The sequence below is a fragment of the Streptomyces sp. NPDC088387 genome (genome assembly GCF_044753385.1).
Lineage (GTDB): Bacteria > Actinomycetota > Actinomycetes > Streptomycetales > Streptomycetaceae > Streptomyces.
The window spans coordinates 426,026-447,606 of record NZ_JBIVNC010000006.1 but is presented as its reverse complement, the minus strand read 5'-3'; the positions used below and the strand labels follow the sequence as shown (position 1 = coordinate 447,606).

Annotated in this window: 2 protein-coding genes; both read right to left on the bottom strand. The window is 75.5% G+C overall.

Annotated elements, in window-relative coordinates:
* Positions 1–107: 107 nt before the first annotated feature.
* On the bottom strand, positions 108–10,622 hold the full coding sequence (locus ACIQAC_RS18890) for an SDR family NAD(P)-dependent oxidoreductase (RefSeq protein ID WP_402192428.1): 10,515 nt from the start codon (positions 10,620–10,622) through the stop codon (positions 108–110).
* Positions 10,623–10,732: 110 nt separating this feature from the next.
* Positions 10,733–21,493, bottom strand: coding sequence for an SDR family NAD(P)-dependent oxidoreductase (locus ACIQAC_RS18885; protein ID WP_402192425.1), 10,761 nt, complete (start codon positions 21,491–21,493; stop codon positions 10,733–10,735).
* Positions 21,494–21,581: the final 88 nt, after the last annotated feature.

Genomic DNA, 21,581 nt, shown 5'->3' with positions numbered 1-21,581 from the left:
GCCGCGCTCTGCCGTGTCGACGGGGGGAAGCGGGCCGACGACCGAGGGCCCGGGGCATCTGGCGGGATGCTCCGGGCCCTCGGTCGTGCCGGACGGACGGTCAACGGTCAGTTGAAGGTGCCGAGTTCGTCGTCGAGGATCCCGAAGAGCTCGTCGGCCGTGGCCGTCTCCAGTGTCCTGCCACCGTCGGCCGGTGCGGTGTCGCCGTCCTGCCACGCGTCGGTGCCGTCCCAGCGGGCGCTGAGCGTGCGCAGCCGCGCGGCGACCCGGGCCCGCTGTTCCTCGTCCAGTGCGGTCGAGTCCAGCGCGTCGCCCAGCACCGTCTCCAGGCGCATCACTTCGGCCTCGACGTCGAGGCCGTCGGCGGAGGTGTCGCCGCCGAGCTCCTCGAAGAGATGCCGGGCGAGCGCCTCGGAGGTCGGGTAGTCGAAGGTGAGGGTGGTGGACAGCCGCAGGCCGGTGTCGGCGCTGAGCCGGTTGCGCAGTTCCAGCGCGGCCAGCGAGTCGACACCCAGGTCACCGAGGGAGCGCTGGGGGTCGACGGCGCTGCCTGAGCCGTGGCCGAGGACGTCGGCGACGTGTCCGCACACCGTGTCCACCAGCAGCCGCAGGGCGTCGGCGCCGGTCAACCGGGCGAGCCGCTGCGGGAGTTCCTCGGCCGAGGCCGCGGCCGGTGTGTCCGTCGCCGCCCGTGCCGTGCGGCGCGTGGCCGCCGGGGCGAGGGCACGGACCAGCGCCGGGGCGTCGTCGGTGACCTGGACCCCTACCGGCAGCAGCAGCGCGCTGCCGGGGGTGGTCAGTGCCCGGTCGAAGAGGGCGAGCGCCCGGTCGGCGGGCAACGGCAGGATGCCGTCGCGGGCCAGCCGGCGCAGCTCGGTCTCGCCGAGTCCGGCCGCCATGCCCTCGCCGGTGTCCCACAGTCCCCAGCCGAGTGACAGCGCCGGGAGCCCTTCGGAGCGGCGCCGCGCGGCGAGGGCGTCGAGGAAGGCGTTGCCGGCCGCGTAGTTGGCCTGGCCCGCAGCGCCCAGGGTGCCGGCCGCGGAGGAGAACAGGACGAACGCGGCGAGGCCGAGGTCGCGGGTCAGTTCGTGGAGGTGCCAGGCGGCGTCGGTCTTGGGCCGCATGACCGCGTCCAGCCGCTCCGCCGTGAGGTCGGTGAGCAGCCCGTCGTCCAAGACGCCCGCCGCGTGCACCACGCCGGTCAGCGGATGCCCGGCCGGTACCGAGGCGAGCAGCTTCTCCAGCGCGGCCCGGTCCGTGGCGTCGCAGGCGGCGACGGTCACCGTCGCGCCCAGGGCGGTCAGGTCGTCGAGGGTGTCGGTCGCCGGGAGGTGTCCGGAGCGGCCGGCCAGCAGCAGATGGCGTACGCCGTGCCGGGTGACCAGGTGCCGGGCCAGGAGCCGGCCGAGGCTGCCGGTGCCGCCGGTGACGAGGACGGTGCCCCGCGGATCGAGCACGGTGTCCCGCTGCTCGGCGTCGGCGCTCTTCGTCAGCTCCGGCACGTACACCGTGCCCGTCCGCAAGGCGAGTTCGGGTGCGCCCGTGGCGACGGCCGCGGCGAGGGCGGCGTCCGATGCGGGGTCGCCGTCGGTGTCGGCGAGCACGAACCGGCCGGGGTGTTCGACGGCTGCCGCGCGCACCATGCCCCAGATCACGGCCTGCGCCGGATCGGGAGAGCCGTCGGCGTCGACGGCGACGGCGGAGCGGGTCAGCACCACGAGCGGTGTGCCGTCCGGGGTGCCGGCGAGGTGCTGCCGCAGGGCGGTGAGGGCCTGGGCGGCCGTGTCGCGGGCCAGGGCGGGCAATTCGGCGCCCGGGTCGGCCGCGGTCACGGTGAGGGTGCGGGGTGCGGGCGCGGAGCCGCCGGCCGTGACGGACAGCGGGGTCCAGCGCACGCGGAACAGGTCGCCGGGGGCCGGCCGGGCCGCGCCCAGCTGCTCGGCGGTCACCTGGCGGATCCGCAGGGCGGCCACCTCGGCCACGGGCGCCCCGGTGCCGTCGTAGAGGCGCAGGGTCATGTGGTCGGTGCCGTGCGGGGTGAGGCGCAGGCGCAGCGCGGTGGCGCCGGTCGCGTAAAGGGTGACGCCCTCCCAGGAGAAGGGCAGGGTCATCACGGTCGGGTCCTGGCCGTCGAGCAGGTCGATGGCGTGCAGGGTGGAGTCGAGCAGCGCCGGGTGGATGCCGAAGCCGTCGGCCGCGTCGGGGTGCGGCAGGGCGAGTTCGGCCCAGACCTCGTCGCCGTGCCGCCATGCGCCGGTGAGGCAGCGGAACAACGGCCCGTAGTGGTAGCCCTGTCCGGCCAGGTGGTCGTAGGTGCCGGTGACGTCGACCGGTTCGGCTCCGGCGGGCGGCCAGGCCTCCAGGGCGGCCGGTTCGGGCGTGGTGGCGGTGGCGGGGGCGAGGACGCCGGTGGCGTGCCGGGTCCAGTCGCCGTCGCCGCCCTCCGGACGGGCGTGCACGGTGAGCTGCCGGCGCCCGTCGGTGCCGGGGGCGGCGGCGGACACCTGGAGCTGGACGGCGCCGTGTTCGGGCAGGACCAGGGGCCGTTCCAGAGTGAGTTCCTCGACGAGCCCGCAGTGGGTGCGGTCTCCGGCCTGGACGGCCAGTTCGACGAAGGCGCTGCCCGGTACGAGGACGACGCCCGCGACGGCGTGGTCCGCGAGCCACGGATGTGTGGTCAGGGAGAGGCGGCCGGTGAGGGCCACCCGGTCGTCGTCGGCGAGGTCGAGGGCCGCGCCGAGCAGCGGGTGCCCGGTCGGCGCCTGGCCGAGGCCGCCCGCGTCGCCGGCCGCGCCGATCTCGTCGTCCAGCCAGAGGCGTTGGCGCTGGAAGGCGTAGGTCGGCAGGTCGGTGCGGCGGGCGCCGGTGCCGGCGAAGACGCGCTCCCAGTCGATCGTCAGTCCGCGGACGTGGGCGGTGCCGAGCAGGGTCGCGTAGGTCTGCTCCTCGTCGCGGTCGCGGCGCAGGGCCGGTGCGAACGCCGACTGCGCGGGGTCGGTGACGGCGTGGGCGCCCATGGCCGACAGGACGGCGTCCGGGCCGAGTTCGAGGAAGGTGCGTACGCCGTCGGCCTCCAGGGTGCGGACGCCGGCGCCGAAGCGGACCGCTTCACGGACGTGCCGGACCCAGTACGCGGGCGAGCACAGCTCGTCCTCGCCGGCCCGCTCTCCGGTGACGTTGGAGACGACGGCGATCGTGGGCGGCGCGTACCGCAGTTCGCGGGCCGCCTTCTCGAACTCCGCCAGCATCGGGTCCATCAGCGGGGAGTGGAAGGCGTGGCTGACCTTGAGCCGCTTGGTGCGCCGGCCGGCGAAGGCCTCGGCGACGGCGGTCACCGCGGCCCCGGTGCCGGAGACCACCACGGCACGGGGGCCGTTGACCGCGGCGATCGACACGTCCGGGCCGAGGTGCGGGAGGACCTCCTCCTCGGTGGCGTCGACGGCGAGCATCGCGCCTCCGGCGGGCAGCGCCTGCATCAGCCGGCCGCGTGCGGTGACCAGCCGGGCGGCGTCGTCCAGGTCCCAGACGCCGGCGACGTGCGCGGCGGTGAGTTCGCCGATCGAGTGGCCGGCCAGCCAGTCCGGGCGTATCCCGTGGGACTCCAGCAGCCGGTACAGGGCCGTCTCCACGGCGAACAGGGCGCTCTGCGTGTAGAGGGTGTGGTCGAGCAGTGCGGCGTCCTCGGTGCCGGGCTCGGCCCACATCACGTCCTTGAGCGGACGGTCGAGGTGGGTGTCGAGGGCCCGGCAGGCCGCGTCGAGCGCGTCGCGGAACGCGGGGTGGGCGGCGTACAGGCCGCGTCCCATGCCCGCGCGCTGGGCGCCCTGTCCGGTGAAGAGGAAGGCTGTCCTGCCGCCGGCGGGCCGGCCGCGGACTACGGTGTCGGCGGCGGTGCCCGCGGCCAACGCGGCGAGCCCGGCGAGGAGTTCGTCCTGGTCGCGGGCGACGACCGCGCCCCGGTGGGTGAGGGCGGCGCGGCCCGTGGCGAGGGAGCGAGCGAGGTCCGGCAGCGGCAGATCGGCGACCGTGTGGAGCCGTGCGGCCTGGGCGGCGAGTGCCTCGGCGGTGGCGCCGGAGATCACGAGGGGCAGCAGCGGCGTGTCCGCCGGTCCGGTGTCCGGTGCGGTTTCGGTGGCCGGTGCCTCTTCGATGATCGTGTGGACGTTGGTGCCGCTGATGCCGAAGGAGGAGATGCCGGCCCGGCGGGGGCGGTCGGTGGCCGCCCAGGGCTGCTCTTCCGTGAGGAGCCGTACATGACCGGCGTCCCAGTCGACCTTCGTCGACGGCTCGTTCACGTGCAGGGTCTTCGGCAGGACCCCGTGCCGCATGGCCATCACCATCTTGATGACACCCGCGACGCCTGCGGCGGCCTGCGTGTGGCCGAGGTTGGACTTCACCGAGCCCAGCCACAGCGGCAGTTCACGGTCCTGGCCGTAAGTCGCCAGGAGGGCCTGTGCCTCGATCGGGTCGCCCAGGGTGGTGCCCGTGCCGTGCGCCTCGACCGCGTCCACGTCGGCCGCGGACAGCCGGGCCGAGGCGAGTGCCTGGCGGATCACCCGCTGCTGGGAGGGCCCGTTCGGGGCGGTGAGGCCGTTGGACGCGCCGTCCTGGTTGACGGCCGAGCCGCGCACCACGGCGAGGACCGGGTGCCCGTTGCGCCGGGCGTCCGAGAGCCGCTCCAGGACGAGCATGCCGGCGCCCTCGGACAGGGCCGTGCCGTCCGCCGCGTCGGCGAAGGACCTGGCGTGGCCGTCGGCGGAGAGATTGCGCTGCCTGCTGAAGTCGACGAACGTGTCGACGGTCGACATCACCGACACACCGCCGGCGAGCGCCATGCCGCACTCGCCCTGCCGCAGCGCCTGCGCGGCCAGGTGCAGCGCCACAAGCGACGACGAACAGGCCGTGTCGACGGTGAGCGTCGGGCCCTCCAGGCCGAGGGCGTAGGCGACGCGGCCGGAGGCGACACTGCCGAGGCTGCCGTTGCCGAGGTAGTCGCGCACGGACTCGGGGACGTGGTGCAGCCGGCTTCCGTAGTCGTGGTACATGACGCCCGCGAAGACGCCGGTGCGGCTGCCGCGTACGGAGTGCGGGTCGATGCCGCCCCGCTCCAGCGCCTCCCAGGCCGTTTCGAGGAGCAGCCGCTGCTGCGGGTCCATGGCGAGGGCCTCGCGGGGGCCGATGCCGAAGAAGTCGGGGTCGAAGTCGGCGGCGTCGTAGAGGAATCCGCCGGCGCGGGTGGAGCAGTGGCCCGCCTTGCCGGGCTCCGGGTCGTAGAGGTCGTCCAGGGGCCAGCCGCGGTCGGCGGGGAAGGCGCCGATGCCGTCACCGCCGGCGGCCAGCAGCTGCCACAGGTCCTCGGGGGTGGTGACACCACCGGGGTAGCGGCAGGCCATGGCGACGATGGCGATGGGCTCGTCCGCCTCGCGCACGGCGGTGACCTCGGCGACGGACTCGGCCTCCGCGCCGAGGAGTTCCGTCCTCAGGTAGCCCACGAGGGCGCCCGCGTCCGGGTAGTCGAAGACCAGGGTGGCGGGCAGGCGCAGATCGACGGCGTTGCCGAGCCGGTTGCGCAGTTCGACCGCGGTGAGCGAGTCGAAGCCCAGCTCGCGGAAGGAGCGCCGCTGGTCCAGTGCCATGTCGTTGCCGTGTCCGAGGACGGCGGCGGCGTGGGTGCGGACCAGCTCCACCAGGGCCGCCTCGCGGTCGGCGGTGGACAGGGCGGCGAGGCGGTCGGCGAAGGACTGCGAGGCCGCGCGGGAGGCGGCGGTGCGCCGGGCGCGTGCGGGGACGAGTCCGCGCAGTACGGCCGGGACGTCGCCGGCGCGGCGCAGTGCGGCCAGGTCCAGGCCGACCGGGATCAGCAGCGGCTCGGCGGCGCCGAGGGCCGCGTCGAGCAGGCTGAGCCCCTCGGCGGTGGACAGGGGGCGGACGCCCGCGCGGGCCATCCGGTCCACGTCGGCGTCGGTGAGGTGGGCGGTGAGTCCGGTGCGCTGCTCCCAGAAGCCCCAGGCGAGGGAGTGCGCGGGCAGCCCGTGGTGCCTGCGGTGGGCGGCGAGCGCGTCGAGGTAGGCGTTGGCGGCGGCGTAGCCGGACTGTCCGGCGCCGTCGACCGTGCCGGCCGCGGAGGAGAAGAGCACAAACGCGGCGAGGCCGAGGTCGCGGGTCAGTTCGTGCAGATGCCGGGCCGCGTCGGCCTTGGGCCGCAGTACGGCGTCCAGGCGCTCGGGCGTCTGGTCGGTGACGAGCCCGTCGTCGAGGACGCCGGCGAGGTGGACGACGGCGGTCAGCGGCCGGTCGGCGGGGGTCTCCGCGAGGAGCGCGGCCAGTTGAGCGCGGTCGCCCGCGTCGCAGCGGGCCACGACGATCTCGGCGTCGACCCCCTCGAAGTCGTCGGTGGCGGTGCCACTGCGTCCGGCGAGGACCAGGCGGCGCACCCCGTGTTCGGCGACCAGGTGGCGGGCGACCAGGGCGCCGAGCACTCCGGTGCCCCCGGTGATCAGTACGGTGCCGTCCGGGTCGAGGGAGGGCGCCTGGCCCTGCGGGGTGGCGCGGGCGAGGCGGGGGGTGTGTACGGTGCCGTCGCGCAGGGCGAGTTGGGGCTCGTCGCTCGCCGCGGCGGCGGCCACCGCGGCGCCCGGGTCGCCGTCGGCGGAGTCGACCAGCGCGAACCGGCCGGGCTCCTCGCCCTGGGCGGCCCGCACCAGGCCCCACACGGCGGCGCCGGCCAGATCGGTAACGTCCTCCTCCCCCACCGCGACCGCACCCCGCGTCAGCACCAGCAGCCGTGACGTCGCGGTGCGTTCGTCGGACAGCCAGTTCTGTACGGCGGTCAGGGCCCGCACGGTCGCGAGGCGCGGGTCGGTGTCCTGGTCGTCGGACCCGAGGTGCAGCACAACCCAGTCGGGGACGGTGTCCAGGGCCGCAAGGCCCCCTTCGCCGAGGACCGCGTACTCGGGTGTGGTCGTCCCGGGCACGGGGAGCGCGGGCCAGTCGAGGCGGTACAGGTCGTCGACGCGGGTGCCCGGGGTGAGCGCGGCCGGGTCGACGGGCCGGGAGACCAGCGCCTCGACCTCGGCGACCGGGGCGCCCGTCGGGTCGGCCAGCTGGAGGGAGAGCGTCTCACCGCCGTGCAGGCGGACCCGCAGGGCGGTGGCTCCGGCCGCGTACAGCGACACGCCGGTCCATGCGAAGGGCAGCCGGGCGCCGCCGTCCTGGTCGTCCCCGCCCAGTCCGTCGGCGTGCAGGGCGGCGTCGAACAGGGCCGGGTGCAGGGCGAACGACTCGGCCTCCACGGGCAGTTCGACCTCGGCGAAGGTCTCCTCGCCGTGCCGCCAGGCGGCGCGCAGGCCGTGGAAGGCGGGGCCGTAGTCGTAGCCGAGGGCGGCGAGCCGCTCGTAGGCGTCGTCGACGGGGACCGGCTCGGCGCCCGGGGGCGGCCAGGCCGTCAGGTCGAAGCCGGGGCCGGTGGTCTCGGGGGCGAGCAGGCCGGTGGCGTGCCGGGTCCACGAGGAGTCGCCGGTGGCCTCGGAGCTGTCGGTGTGCTCGGGCCGGGAGTGCACGGTCAGGGCGCGGTGGCCGGTGTCGTCGGCGGCGGCCACGTGCAGCTGGACCTGGAGCGCGCCCCGGTCGGGCAGCACCACCGGTGCCTGGAGGGTGAGTTCGGCGAGGTGGCCGCAGCCGAGGTCGTGTCCGGCGCCGAGCGCCAGCTCGACGAGGGCGGTGCCGGGCAGCAGGGTGGTGCCGGAGACGGCGTGGTCGGCGAGCCAGGGGGCGGTGGCGGTGGAGAGGCGGCCGGTGAAGACGGTGCCGCCCTCGGCGACCGGGACGGCGGCGCCGAGCAGCGGGTGGCCGGTGGTCTGGAGGCCCGCGGCGGTGACGTCTCCGGCGGTGGCGGAGCGGCCGAGCCAGTAGCGCTCGCGCTGGAAGGCGTAGGTCGGCAGGTCGGCGGGGCGGACCGGGAGGTCGCCGAAGACGGCCGACCAGTCGACCGGCACGCCGGACACGAAGGCCTCGCCGAGGGCGGCCAGGACCCGCTCGGCGCCGCCGTTGTCACGGTGCAGCGAGCCGAGTGCGATGATGCCGGTGCCGGCCGCGTCGGCGGTCTCCTCAATGCTGTGCAGCAGCACCGGGTGGGGGCTGCACTCGACGAACACGCCGTACCCGGCGTCCAGCAGGGTGCGGGTGGTCGGCTCGAAGAGCACACTCTGCCGCAGGTTGGTGAACCAGTACTCGGCGTCCATGACCGTGGTGTCGAGCCGGGCGCCGGTCACCGTGGAGTAGAACGGCACGTCGGCGGGGCGGCCCTTGACGCCCGCGAGGTCGGCGAGGAGCCGCTCACGCAGGGACTCGACGTGTGCGGAGTGGGAGGCGTAGTCGACGGGGAGCCGCTTGGCGCGGTCGCCGCCGGCCACGATGGTGTCGCGGAGCGCGTCGAGGGCGTCGGCGTCGCCGGACAGCACGACCGAGGAGGTGCCGTTGACGGCGGCGACCGAGACCCGGCCGTCGTAGGGGGCGACGAGTTCGCGGGCCCGCGCCTCGGGCAGGGCGACGGACATCATGCCGCCGCCGAGGCCGGAGAGTTCGCGGGAGATGGCCTGGCTGCGCAGGGCGACGACGCGGGCGCCGTCGGCGAGGGAGAGCGCGCCGGCCACGCAGGCGGCGGCGATCTCGCCCTGGGAGTGCCCGATGACGGCGGCGGGCCGCACCCCGTGGGCGCGCCACACCTCGGCGAGGGACACCATGATCGCCCACAGCACGGGCTGCACGACGTCCACCCGCTCGATGGGCTGCCGTGCCCGCACGGTCTCGATGAGGTCCCAGTCGGTGACGGGGGCGAGGGCGGCGGCGCAGTCGGCCATGGTGGCGGCGAACACCGGTGAGGTGTCGAGCAGATCGGCGGCCATGCCGGGCCACTGTGAGCCCTGGCCGGGGAAGACGAAGGCGGTCCGGGACTCCGCCGCCGGCCGGCCGCGCACCACGTTCGGTGCGCTGTCGCCGTCGGCGAGGGCGGTCAGGCCCGCGGTGAGGGCGGGCAGGTCGGCGCCGGTGACGACGGCCCGCTCGTCGAGGGCGGCGCGCCCGGTGGCGAGTGTGTGGGCGATGTCGGGGACCGGCGCGGTGGCGTCGGTGAGGTGGTCGAGCAGGCGCCGGGCCTGGGCGGCGAGGCCGGGTCCGTCGTGTCCGGAGAGGACCAGCGGAAGCGGGCCGGTCCACGCGGGCTCCCCGTCACGGGGCTCCAGTTCGGGGGCGGCTTCGACGATGACGTGGGCGTTGGTGCCGCTGATGCCGAAGGAGGAGACCGCGCCGCGGCGGGGCTCGCCGTCGGTGGTCCACTCGCGGGCCTCGCTGAGCAGTTCGACGGCGCCCGCCTCCCAGTCGACCTGGGCGGTGGCGCGGTCGGCGTGCAGGGTCTTGGGGAGGCGGCCGTGCCGTGCGGCCATGACCATCTTGATGACACCGGCGACACCGGCGGCGGCCTGGGTGTGCCCGATGTTGGACTTCACGGAGCCGAGCCAGAGCGGCTCGTCGCGGTCCTGGCCGTAGGTCGCGAGCAGGGCCTGGGCCTCGATCGGGTCGCCGAGCGGGGTGCCGGTGCCGTGTGCCTCGACGGCGTGCACCTGGCGTGGTTCCAGGCGGGCGTTGGCGAGGGCGGCGCGGATGACGCGCTGCTGGGAGGGCCCGTTGGGGGCGGTGAGGCCGTTGGAGGCGCCGTCCTGGTTGACGGCCGTGCCGCGGACGACTCCGAGGACGCGGTGGCCGTTGCGGCGGGCGTCGCTGAGCCGCTCCAGGAGCAGCAGGCCGACGCCCTCGCCCCAGCCGGTGCCGTCGGCGCCCTCGGCGAAGGACTTGCAGCGCCCGTCGAGCGCGAGGCCGCGCTGGCGGGAGAAGTCGATGAACGTGTCCGGCGTCGACATCACCGTGACACCGCCCGCGAGGGCGAGGGTGCACTCGCCGGTGCGCAGCGCCTGCACCGCGAGGTGCAGGGCGACCAGCGAGGAGGAGCAGGCGGTGTCGACGGTGACGGCGGGCCCTTCCAGGCCGAGGATGTAGGAGACGCGCCCGGAGGCGACGCTGCCCAGGTTGCCGTTGCCGAGGTAGCCCTCGACGCCCTCCGGGACCTCGGTGAGCCAGCTGCCGTAGTCGTGGTACATCACACCGGCGTAGATGCCGGTGCGGCTGCCGCGCAGGGTGTGCGGGTCGATACCGGCGCGTTCGAACGCCTCCCAGGCGGTCTCCAGGAGGAGCCGCTGCTGGGGGTCCATGGCGACGGCCTCGCGCGGGCTGATCCCGAAGAACGCGGGGTCGAACTGCGGGGCGTCGTAGAGGAATCCGCCCTCGCGGACATGGGTCCTGCCGGGGGCGTCGGGGTCGGGGTCGTAGATGCCCTCGACGTCCCAGCCGCGGTCGGCGGGGAAGTCGCCGACCGCGTCCGTGCCGGAGTCGACGAGCTGCCACAGCTGCTCGGGGGTGCTGACGCCGCCGGGGTAGCGGCAGCTCATCGCGACGATCGCGACGGGCTCCTGGGCCGCTTCGGTGATCTCGGTGTTCTGCCGGCGCAGCCGCTCGTTCTCGAGCAATGACTCGCGCAGCGCCTCGACGATCTGCTCGACGGATGTGTCCACGGTCGGTGTCGCTCCCTGCTGGCTCGGCGGCGCTGGTGACGCGATGGGGGATGCGCCTGGAGGGGTGGCCCGGTGCCCGACGCGGCGCGTGGCCGGGCACCGGGGCTGGGTCACTGGGTGCCGCTGCGGTCGAGTGCGGCGCGCACGAGGTCGGCCACGGCCATGGACTTGATGTCCACGACCCGCTCGGCCGGTTCGGGTGCCGGGGCCGGCTCGGACAGCTTCAGCAGACTGTCGAGGAGTCCGGCGGCGCGGATGCGGTCGACGGGGATGCGGGAGATCAGGGTGCGCATCTCGTCGTCGCCGTGCGCGTCGGCGGCGGGCACGGTGTCCGGGGCGTCCGCGGGGTCGGGGAGGAGCCTTTCGAGGAGGTGGGCGGCGAGGGCCGCCGGGGTGGCGTAGTCGAAGATCAGGGTGGACGGCAGTTTGAGCCCGCTGACGGCGTTGAGGCGGTTGCGCAGTTCGACGGCGGCGAGTGAGTCGAAGCCCAGCTCGGTGAAGGCGCGGCGGGGTTCTACGGCGGCGGGTCCGGCGTGGCCGAGGACGGCGGCGACCTCGGTGCGGACCGCTTCGAGGACGGTGTGTTCGTGGTCGGCGGCGGGCAGTTCGGCGAGCTGCTCGCCGAGGGTGCGGGCCCGCTCGGCGACGCCGGCCCGGGCCGTGACACCGGCCAGGGTGCGCAGCACGGCCGGGAGGTCGTCGCCGCGGCGGCGCAGGGCCGCGGTGTCCAGGCGTACGGGGACCAGGGCGGGGCTGCCGGAGGCCACGGCGGCGTCGAACAGGTCGAAGCCCTCGTCCGGGTCGAGTGCGCCGATGCCGGAGCGTTCGATGCGCTGGACCTCGGCCGCGTCGAGGGCGGCGCCCATACCGCCGCCGGACCACAGGCCCCAGGCGAGGGAGGTGGCGGGCAGGCCCAGGTCGGCGCGGTGGGCGGCCAGGGTGTCGAGGAAGACGTTGGCGGCGGCGTAGTTGCCCTGTCCGGAGGCGTCGATGGTGCCGGCCGCCGAGGAGAACAGCACGAAGTGGGCGAGGGGCCGGTCGAGGGTGAGTTCGTGCAGGTGCCAGGCGGCGTCCGCCTTGGGCCGCAGCACGGTGTCCAGGCGGGCCGGGGTCAGCGAGGTGACGAGACCGTCGTCGAGGACACCGGCGGTGTGCACGACGCTGTCGACGGGGTGCTCGGCGAGCAGCGCGGCGAGCGCGGCCCGGTCGGCGACGTCGCAGGCGATGATCTCGGCGTCCGCGCCCAACTCCTTGAGCTCGGTGCGGAGTCGGTCGGCGCCGGGCGCGTCAGGTCCGCGGCGGCTGGTCAGCACCAGGCGGTGCACGCCGTACCGGGTGACGAGATGGCGGGCGACGAGCGCGCCGAGGCCGCCGGTGCCGCCGGTGACGAGGACGGTGCCCCAGTCCCGCGCGGTGGAGCCGGGCTCCTCGGCGCGTACCAGACGCGGCACGTGCGCCCGGCCGTCGCGCCAGCGGGCCTCCGGCTCCGCGGAGTCGAGCAGGGCGGCCAGCGCGGCCCGGTCCGGGACGGGCGCGTCCGGTGCGGTCCGGCCGACGAGGACGATGTGGCCGGGGTCCTCGGCCTGCGCGGCGCGCACCAGTCCGTGCACGGCGGCGTCGGCGAGCGAGCCCCCGGTGAGGACGACGAGGGTCGATCCGGCGTACCGGGCCTGCGTCGACCAGGCCTTGAGGGTCTCCAGTGTGCCGTCCAGGGCGGTCCGTACGGCGGCGGGCACCTGGTCGCCCTCGGCGTGCGGCGCGGTGACGGGCAGGATCACCACGTCGGGCACGGTGGCGCCGAGTGCGTCGAGGCCGGTGTGCAGCGGGGCGCCGAGGCCGAGGTCGTTGCCGCCGAGGACGGCCCAGGTGTGCCGGTCGGGCCGTCCGGCGGCCTCGGGCAGCGCCTCGTCGACGACGGTGTAGAGGTGGCGCTGCTGCCGGGTGAGCCGGTCGGCGCCGACGGGCCGGGTGACGTAGGACTCGACGGTGGCGAGGGGGTTGCCGTCGGTGTCGGCGAGTTCGATCCGGGTGCCGTCGGCGCCGGGGGTGACGCGGACCCGGGCGGTGAGGGCGCCCTGGGCGTGCAGCGAGACCCCGGTCCAGGCGAAGGGCAGTTGGACCCCTTCGGACGGTTCGCCGGAGCCGGTGTCGAGGAGGGACGTGGTGTGCAGGGCGGAGTCCAGCAGCGCCGGGTGCAGGGGGTGCCGGGCGGCGTCCTGCCGTGCCCCGTCGGGCAGTTCGACCTCGGCGAGGAGGGTGTCGCCGTGCCGCCAGGCGGCGCGTACACCGCGGAAGACGGGGCCGTAGTCGTAGCCCTCGGTGTGCATCCGCGGGTAGAGGCCGGTGACGTCGAGCGGGGTGGCGCCCGGCGGTGGCCAGGCGCCGGCCGCGGTCGGGGGCGCGACCGCGGAGTCGGTGAGGGTGCCGGTGGCGTGCCGCGTCCAGCCCTCGTCCGCGGGGGCGTGCTCGGCGCGCGAGTGGATCTCGACGGTGCCGTCGGGGCCGGTGGCGACCTGGATGCGTACGGCGGTGTCGGCGGGCAGCACCAGCGGGGCCTGGAGGGTGAGTTCCTCGACGGCCGGGCGGCCGGTGAGGCGGCCGGCGTACAGGGCGAGGTCGACCAGGGCGGCGCCGGGCACCAGGACCGTGCCGAGGACGGCGTGCTCGGCGAGGACCGGGTGGGTGGCGGTGGAGATCCGGCCGGTGAGCAGCACGCCGGCGTCTCCGGGCAGGTCCAGTCGGGCGCTGACCAGGGGGTGGTCGGTGGCGGCGAGCCCGTGGCCCTCGGCGTCGCCGACGGCGACCGCGGGCGTGGGCAGCCAGTACCGCTGGTGGTCGAAGGCGTAGGTCGGCAGCTCGACCGGGCGGCCCGGGTAGGTCTCGTACAGCACGGCCCAGTCGACGTCCGAGCCGCGGGTGTGTACGGCGGCCAGGGCGGCGAGCAGACCGGGCAGCTGGGCGGTGTCCTTGCGGGCGGTGGAGACGAACGCGGTGTCGTCGGCGTCGGGCAGGCAGTCGGGGCCCATGGCGGTGAGGGCGGGCGCGGCGCCGAGTTCGAGGAAGGTGTCGGCGCCCTTGGCGGCCAGGGTGGCGACGGCGTCGGCGAAGCGCACGGTCCCGCGCACGTGCCGTACCCAGTAGTCGGCGGAGCCGAGTTCGGCCGCGGTGGCCGGGTCGCCGGTGAGGGTGGAGACGATCGGTACGGTCGGTTCGGCGGCCACGATGCCGTTCATGACCGCCTCGAAGTCGCCGAGCATGGGTGCCATGCGCGGCGAGTGGAAGGCGTGCGAGACGCGCAGTCTGCGTGTGGTCCTGAAATGGGCGGCGACGGCGGTGACGGCGTCCTCGTCGCCGGAGACGACGACCGCGCGGGGGCCGTTGACGGCGGCGATCCCGCACCGCTCGTCCAGCAGCGGTGTCACCTCGTCCTCGGCTGCCTGTACGGCGATCATGGCGCCGCCCTCGGGCAGTGCCTGCATGAGCCGGCCCCGGGCGGCGACCGCGGTGACGGCGTCCTGGAGCGACCACACGCCCGCGGCATGGGCGGCGGCGAACTCGCCGACGGAGTGCCCGGCGAGCCAGTCGGGGCGCAGCCCGAAGGACTCCAGGAGCCGGTAGAGGGCGACCTGGGTGGTGAACAGGGCGGCCTGGGTGTAGGCGGTCTGTTCCAGGACTTCGGCGTCCTCGCCGAACACGACCTCGGCCAGGGGCCGTTCGAGGTGTTTGTCGAAGAGCGCGGCGGCCTTGTCGAAGTGGTCGGCGTAGACGGGGAAGGCGTCGTACCAGTCGCGGCCCATGCCGGGTCGCTGGGCGCCCTGGCCGGAGAAGAGGTAGGCGAGGGAGCCGTCGGTGGCGGAGCCGGTGACGAGCAGTCCGGGTGCGTCGGCGCCGCGGGACAGGGCGTCCAGGGCGGCTGCGGCCTGTTCGTCGCCGGTGGCGAGGAGCACGGCCCGGTGGGTGTGGTTGCCGCGGGTGGTGGCGAGGGCCAGACCGAGGTCGGCGGGGGTGGTGCCGGTGAGGTCGAGCAGGCGGCGGGCCTGGCCGCGCAGGGCCTCGGGCGACCGGGCGGCGACGGGGAGGGCGAGCACCGGCGGGGCGGTGGCGGGGTCCGCCTCCGGCGGCTCGGGCGCGGTGAACTCCTCAAGGATCACATGGGCGTTGGTGCCGCTGATCCCGAACGAGGAGACGGCGGCGCGGCGCGGGCGGTCCGGTGTCCGCCAGGGGCGCTGTTCGGTGAGCAGCCGGACGGCGCCGGCCTCCCAGTCGACCTGGTCGGAGGGGGCGTCGACGTGCAGCGTCTTGGGCAGGGTGCCGTGCCGCATCGCCATCACCATCTTGATGACGCCGGCGACTCCGGCGGCGGCCTGGGTGTGGCCCATGTTGGACTTCACCGAGCCCAGCCACAGGGGCTCTTCCCGGTCCTGGCCGTAGGCGGCGAGCAGGGCCTGGGCCTCGATGGGGTCACCGAGGGTGGTGCCGGTGCCGTGCGCCTCGACGGCGTCGACGTCGGCCGGGGCCAGTCCGGCGGCGTTCAACGCGGCCCGGATGACGCGCTGTTGGGACGGTCCGTTGGGGGCGGTGAGGCCGTTGGAGGCGCCGTCGGAGTTGACGGCGGAGCCGCGGAGCACGGCGAGCACGTGGTGGCCGTTGCGGCGGGCGTCGGAGAGCCGCTCGACGACGACCATGCCGGCGCCCTCGCCCCACCCGGTGCCGTCGGCCGCGGCGGCGAAGGACTTGCAGCGGCCGTCGGCGGCGAGGCCGCGCTGGCGGGCGAAGTCGACGAAGGTGTCCGGCGTCGACATCACGGTGACCCCGCCGACGAGCGCGAGGTCGCACTCGCCCTGCCGCAGCGCCTGGGCGGCGAGGTGCAGGGTGACCAGGGAGGAGGAGCAGGCGGTGTCGACGGTGACCGCCGGTCCCTCCAGGCCGAGGGCGTAGGCGACCCGGCCGGAGACGACACTGCCGAGGCTGCCGTTGCCGAGGTAGGCGGCGAGGTCCTCGGGGACGTCGGCGAGCCAGGTGCCGTAGTCGTGGTACATGACGCCCGCGAAGACGCCCGTGCGGGAGCCGCGCAGCCGGTGCGGGTCGATCGCGGAGCGCTCCAGGGCCTCCCAGGACACTTCGAGCAGCAGCCGCTGCTGCGGGTCCATGGCGGTGGCCTCGCGGGGGCTGATGCCGAAGAAGCCGGGGTCGAACTCGGCCGCGTCGTACAGGAAGGCGCCCTCGCGGGTGTAGGTGCGGCCGGGCGTGCCGGGCTCGGGGTCGTAGAGGGCGTCGGTGTCCCAGCCGCGGTCGGCCGGGAAGTCGCCGACCGCGTCGACGCCGTCGGCGACGAGCCGCCAGAGGTCCTCCGGGGAGCGGACCCCGCCGGGGTAGCGGCAGCTCATGCCGACGATGACGATCGGGTCGTCGTCGGTGGCGGTGCGGGTGGCGACCGCCGCGCTCTCCGGCGCCGCGGTGCCGAAGAGGGTGTCGCGGATGTGGTCGGCGAGGACGCGCGAGGTGGGGTGGTCGAAGACGAGGGTCGCGGGCAGGCGCAGGCCGGTGGTGGTGTTGAGCCGGTTGCGCAGTTCCACGGCGGCGAGGGAGTCGAAGCCGAGGTCGGTGAAGGCGCGGCCGGGGTCGATCGCGGACGGTCCGTCGTGCCGCAGGACGGCGGCGACCTCGGTCCGTACGAGCTCCAGCAGGGCGCGGTCGCGGTCGGCGGCGGGCAGCGCGGCCAGTCCGCCGTCGGTGGCGGCGGGCGCGGTGTTCGCCGTGGCGCGCCGGGTGACGGGGCGGACGAGGCCGGACAGCAGCGGCGGTATGCCGTCGGGGCGGCGGCGTACGGCGGCGGCGTCGACCTCGACCGGGACGAGGCGGGGTGCGGTGGTGCGCAGGGCGACGTCGAACAGTTCCAGGGAACGGGCGGCGGTCAGGCCCGGCAGGCCGTAGGCGGCGATGCGTTCGCGGGCCGGCGCGTCGAGCGCCGCGCCCATACCGCTGCTGGTGTCCCACAGGCCCCAGGCGAGAGCGGTGGCGGGCAGGCCGAGGGTGGCGCGGTGCTCGGCGAGGGCGTCGAGGTAGGCGTTGGCGGCGGCGTAGTTGCCCTGGCCGGGTCCGTCGAGGACGGCGGCGAGGGACGAGAACAGCACGAACCGGGTGAGGCCGCGGTCGCGGGTCAGCTCGTGCAGATGCCAGGCGCCCTGCGCCTTGGCCCGGAACACCTCGTCGACCATCTCGTCGGTGAGGGTGTCCACGATGCCGTCGCGGACGGTGCCCGCGGCGTGCACGACGGAGTCGACGGGGTGCTCCTGGAGCAGCCGGCGCAGTGCCTCGCGGTCGCCGACGTCACACGCGGCCACGGTCACCCGGGCGCCCGACTCGGCGAGTTCGGCGGCGAGTTCGGGCGCGGTGCCGCGCCTTCCGACGAGCAGCAGGTCGCGTACGCCGTGGGTGTGGACGAGGTGACGGGCAACGAGCGCGCCGAGTCCGCCGGTGCCGCCGGTGACGAGGACGGTGCCCCAGTCGGCGGCGGGCGCGGGGTCTCCGGTGGGCCGCACGGTCAGCCGGGGTACGTCGAACCGGCCGTCGGTGAGGGTGACCTCGGGCTCGCCGGTGGCGAGGACCGCGCGCAGGTCGGTGTCGTCGGGCCGCGCCGCGTGCTCGACGAGGACGTACCGGCCGGGGTTCTCCGCCTGCGCGGAGCGGACCAGCCCGCGTACGGCGGCGTGGGCCGGGCTGTCGGGCGGGGTGACGACGACGAGCCGGGTGCCGGTGAGGCGTTCGTCGGTCTGCCAGGTGCGCAGCAGCCGCAGCACCTGGTGGACGAGGCCGCGGGCCACGGTGGCGTCGGCGTCGACCGGGCCGGGGACGCGGTGCACCACGGCGTCCGGGGCGGGACCGTCGAACAGGTCGTCGACCGGGCCTTCCAGGGGGACGATCCGCGGCGGGGCCGTGGTGTCCGTCCCGGGGCGTGGGTACGGCGTCCACCGCACGGAGTGCAGGACGTCCGCGTCCGGTACGGGGCGGGAGGTCAGGCCCTCGATGTCGGCGACCGGGGCGCCGGTGGCGTCGGCGAGGTGCAGGGCGATGGTGTCGCCGCCGGCGCGGGTGATCCGGACGCGGACGGCCGGGGCGCCGGTGGCGTGCAGGGTGACGCCGGTCCAGGCGAACGGCACCAGTACCTCGTCGCGGGGCGGCGCGTCGAGGTCGGCGGCGTGCAGGGCGGCGTCCAGGAGCGCCGGGTGGAGGCCGAAGTCGCGGGCTTCCGCGGCGGTTTCCTCGGGCAGGGCGACCTCGGCGTAGACGTCGTCGCCGTGCCGCCAGGCGGCCCGCAGCCCCTGGAAGGCGGGGCCGTAGCCGTAGCCCTGGTCGGCGAGATCGGTGTAGACACCGGAGGTGTCGAGGGGCTCGGCGTCCTTCGGGGGCCACACGCTCAGGTCGGCGGTCGCTGCGGCGGCCGTGGTGGTGAGGACGCCGGTGGCGTGCTGGGTCCAGGGGGCCGCGTCGTCGGCACGGGTGTGGACGGTGACCGTACGGCGCCCGGTGTCGTCGGGTTCGCCGACGGCGACCTGGACGGCGACGTCGTCGTCGGCGCGCAGCACGAGCGGGGCGCCGTGGGTCAGCTCCTCCAGGGTGACCGCGCCGACGTGGTCGCCCGCGCGCAGGGCGAGTTCGACGAAGGCGGTGCCGGGGAACAGGATCCGTCCGGCAATGACGTGGTCGGCGAGCCAGGGCTGGGCCCGGGTGGACAGCCGCCCGGTGAGGACGACTCCTTCGGCGCCGACGGCGACCACGGCCGCGAGCAGCGGGTGCCCGGCGGGGAGCTGGCCGAGGCCTGCGGCGTTGACGGCGGTGCTCTGCTCCAGCCAGAACCGGCGCCGCTGGAAGGGGTAGTGGGGCACGTCGACGCGGTGTCCGCCGAGCGCCGAGAAGTGGCGGCGCCAGTCGACGGGGACGCCCCTCGCGTGGGCGGCGGCGAGCGCGCCGACGGCCTCGCGGGGCTCGGGCCGGTCGCGGCGCAGCACCGGCAGGAAGGCGGCGCCGGGCGCGTCGACGGAGTCGGGGCCCATGGCGGAGAGCACCGCGTCGGGGCCGATCTCCAGGAACGTACGGACTCCCCCGTCGGCGAGGTTCCGGACGGCGTCGTGGAAGCGGACGCGGGCGCGGACGTGCTCGACCCAGTACTCGGGGTCGCACAGTTCGTCGGTGACGGACTCGCCGGTGACGGTCGACACGACCGGGAGCTTCGGCTGTGCGTAGTCGAGGACGTGGGCCACGCGGCGGAAGTCGTCGAGCATCGGTTCCATGAGCGGCGAGTGGAAGGCGTGGCTGACGCGCAGGCGCTTGGTGTCGTGGCCGCGGGCGGCGAGCTCGGCGGCGATGGACTCCACGTCGGCCGCGTCGCCCGAAATCACCACGGCGGCGGGCCCGTTGACGGCGGCGATGCCGGTGGCCGGGGTGAGCAGCGGTGTCACCTCGTCCTCGGTGGCGCGTACGGCGACCATGGCGCCGCCCCCGGGCAGTCGCTGCATGAGCCGGCCGCGGGCGGCGACCAGGATCGTGGCGTCCTGGAGGGTGAGGACACCGGCGACGTGTGCGGCGGCGATCTCGCCGACGGAGTGGCCGGCGAGCTGGTCCGGGGTGAGGCCCCAGCTCTCCAGGAGCCGGAAGAGGGCGACCTCGACGGCGAACAGGGCGGGCTGCGCGTACTCGGTGCGGTGCAGCAGCTCGGCGTCGGGGGTGCCGGGCTCGGCGAACAGGATCTCCTTCAGCGGACGCGCGAGCTGGAGGTCGAAGTGCGCGCAGGCGTCTTCGAGGGCGTCGTCGAACACGGGGTGGGCGGCGGCGAGTTCGCGGCCCATGCCGACGCGCTGGCTGCCCTGGCCGGTGAAGAGGAAGGCCAGTTCGCCGTCGGCCCGCCCGCTCGTCGGTGTGGTGCCGTCGGCCAACTCTCGCAGTGCGGTGCGGAGTTCGTCGCGGTCGGCGGCGACGAGGACGGCCCGGTCGGACAGGGCGGCCCGCGTGGTGGCCAGGGAGTGCGCGAGGTCGAGCGGTTCCACCGCGTCGACGAGGGGCAGCAGGTCGGCCGCGCGGGCCCGCAGCGCGGCCTCGCCCCGGGCGGAGAGGGCGAAGGGCAGCGGTGTGCCGGCGGACGGGACGGGACGGGCGTCACCCTCGGAGCCCTCGGAGCCCTCGGAGCCCTCGGCGCCCTTGGAGCCCTCGGTGTCCTCGGTGAACTCGGGCTCCGGCTGTTCCAGGATGATGTGCGCGTTGGTGCCGCTGACGCCGAACGACGACACGCCCGCGCGGCGCACCCGGTCGCTGTGCGGCCACGGACGCTGCTCGGTGACGAGTTCCACGGCCCCGGACGCCCAGTTGACGTGCGCGGTGGGTGTGTCGACGTGCAGGGTCGCCGGGACCTGGCCGTGCTCCATGGCGAGGATCGTCTTGATCATGCCGGCGACACCGGCGGCGGCCTGGGTGTGCCCGAGGTTGGACTTCACCGAGCCGAGCAGCAGGGGCGCGTCGGCGGGCCGGCCCTGACCGTAGGTGGCGAGCAGTGCGGTGGCCTCGATCGGGTCGCCGAGCCGGGTGCCGGTGCCGTGCGCCTCGACCACGTCGACGTCGGCCGCGGTGAGCCCGGCGTCGGTCAGGGCGCGGCGGATCAGCCGCTGCTGGGACATGCCGTTGGGCGCGGTCAGTCCGTTGGAGGCGCCGTCCTGGTTGACGGCGGAGCCGCGGACGACGGCCAGCACCCGGTGGCCGTTGCGGCGGGCCTCGCTCAGCCGCTCCAGGACCAGCACGCCGACGCCCTCGGCGAATCCGGTGCCGTCGGCGGCGTCCGCGAAGGCCTTGCAGCGGCCGTCGGGCGCGAGGCCCCGCTGGCGGCTGAAGGCGGTGAACACACCGGGTCCGCCCATGACGGCGACGCCGCCCGCGAGCGCCAGCGACGACTCGCCCTGGCGCAGCGAACGGCACGCGAGGTGCACGGCGACGAGGGAGGCGGAGCAGGCGGTGTCGACGGTGACCGCCGGTCCCTCGGCGCCCAGCACGTAGGCGACCCGGCCGGAGATGACGCTGGAGGCGTTCCCGGCGAGCAGGTAGGCGTCCATGCCGTCGGGGGCGTCGTGCAGACGCGGCCCGTACTCCTGGACCTCGGCGCCGAAGAACATGCCGGCGGCGCTGCCGCGCAGGCCGGTCGGGTCGATGCTGGCGTCCTCCAGGGCCTGCCAGGACGTCTCCAGGACAAGCCGCTGCTGCGGGTCCATACCGAGCGCCTCGCGCGGGCTGATGCCGAAGAACTCGGCGTCGAACCCGGTGGCCGTGTCGAGGAAGCCGCCGCTGCGCACATACGCGCTGCCGGGGACCTCGGGGTCCTCGTCGAAGAGGGCGGCCAGGTCCCAGCCGCGGTCCTCGGGGAAGCCCGAGAGCACTTCGCCGCCGTCGGTGAGCAGTCGCCACAGGTCGGCGGGCGAGGAGACACCGCCGGGGAAGCGGCAGCCGATGCCGACGACGGCGATCGGCTCGTCGGCGGACGACTCACCGAGCGTGTCGACGTGCTCTGCCGCCGTTGTGCCGCTGACCTCGGCGAGCAGCCGGGCGGCCAGGTCGTGGACGGTCGGGCAGTCGTAGGCGAGGCCGACCGGCAGCTCCAGGCCGGTCCGCTCGACCAGCCGCCGGTGCAGGTCGACCGCGGCGAGCGAGTCGAGCCCCAGTTCGGCGAACGGCGTGGCCGCCTCGATCACGTCCACCGTGCCCGGGCGGGCCGCATCGATGGCCTCGGCGACCGCCGTGCGCACGAGTTCGGTCACCAGCCTGCGGTGCTGGGACGGCACGGCCGTCGCGAGCCGGCGCGCCAGAGCTGAGTCGGATCCGGGCCCGTTCATCCACGCATCTCCACTTTCGGCCGACACGGCTACCTCACCTTTTTCCTCACCGTAGTGACGGCCCCGGAAAGGCCACACCCTTAAGCAC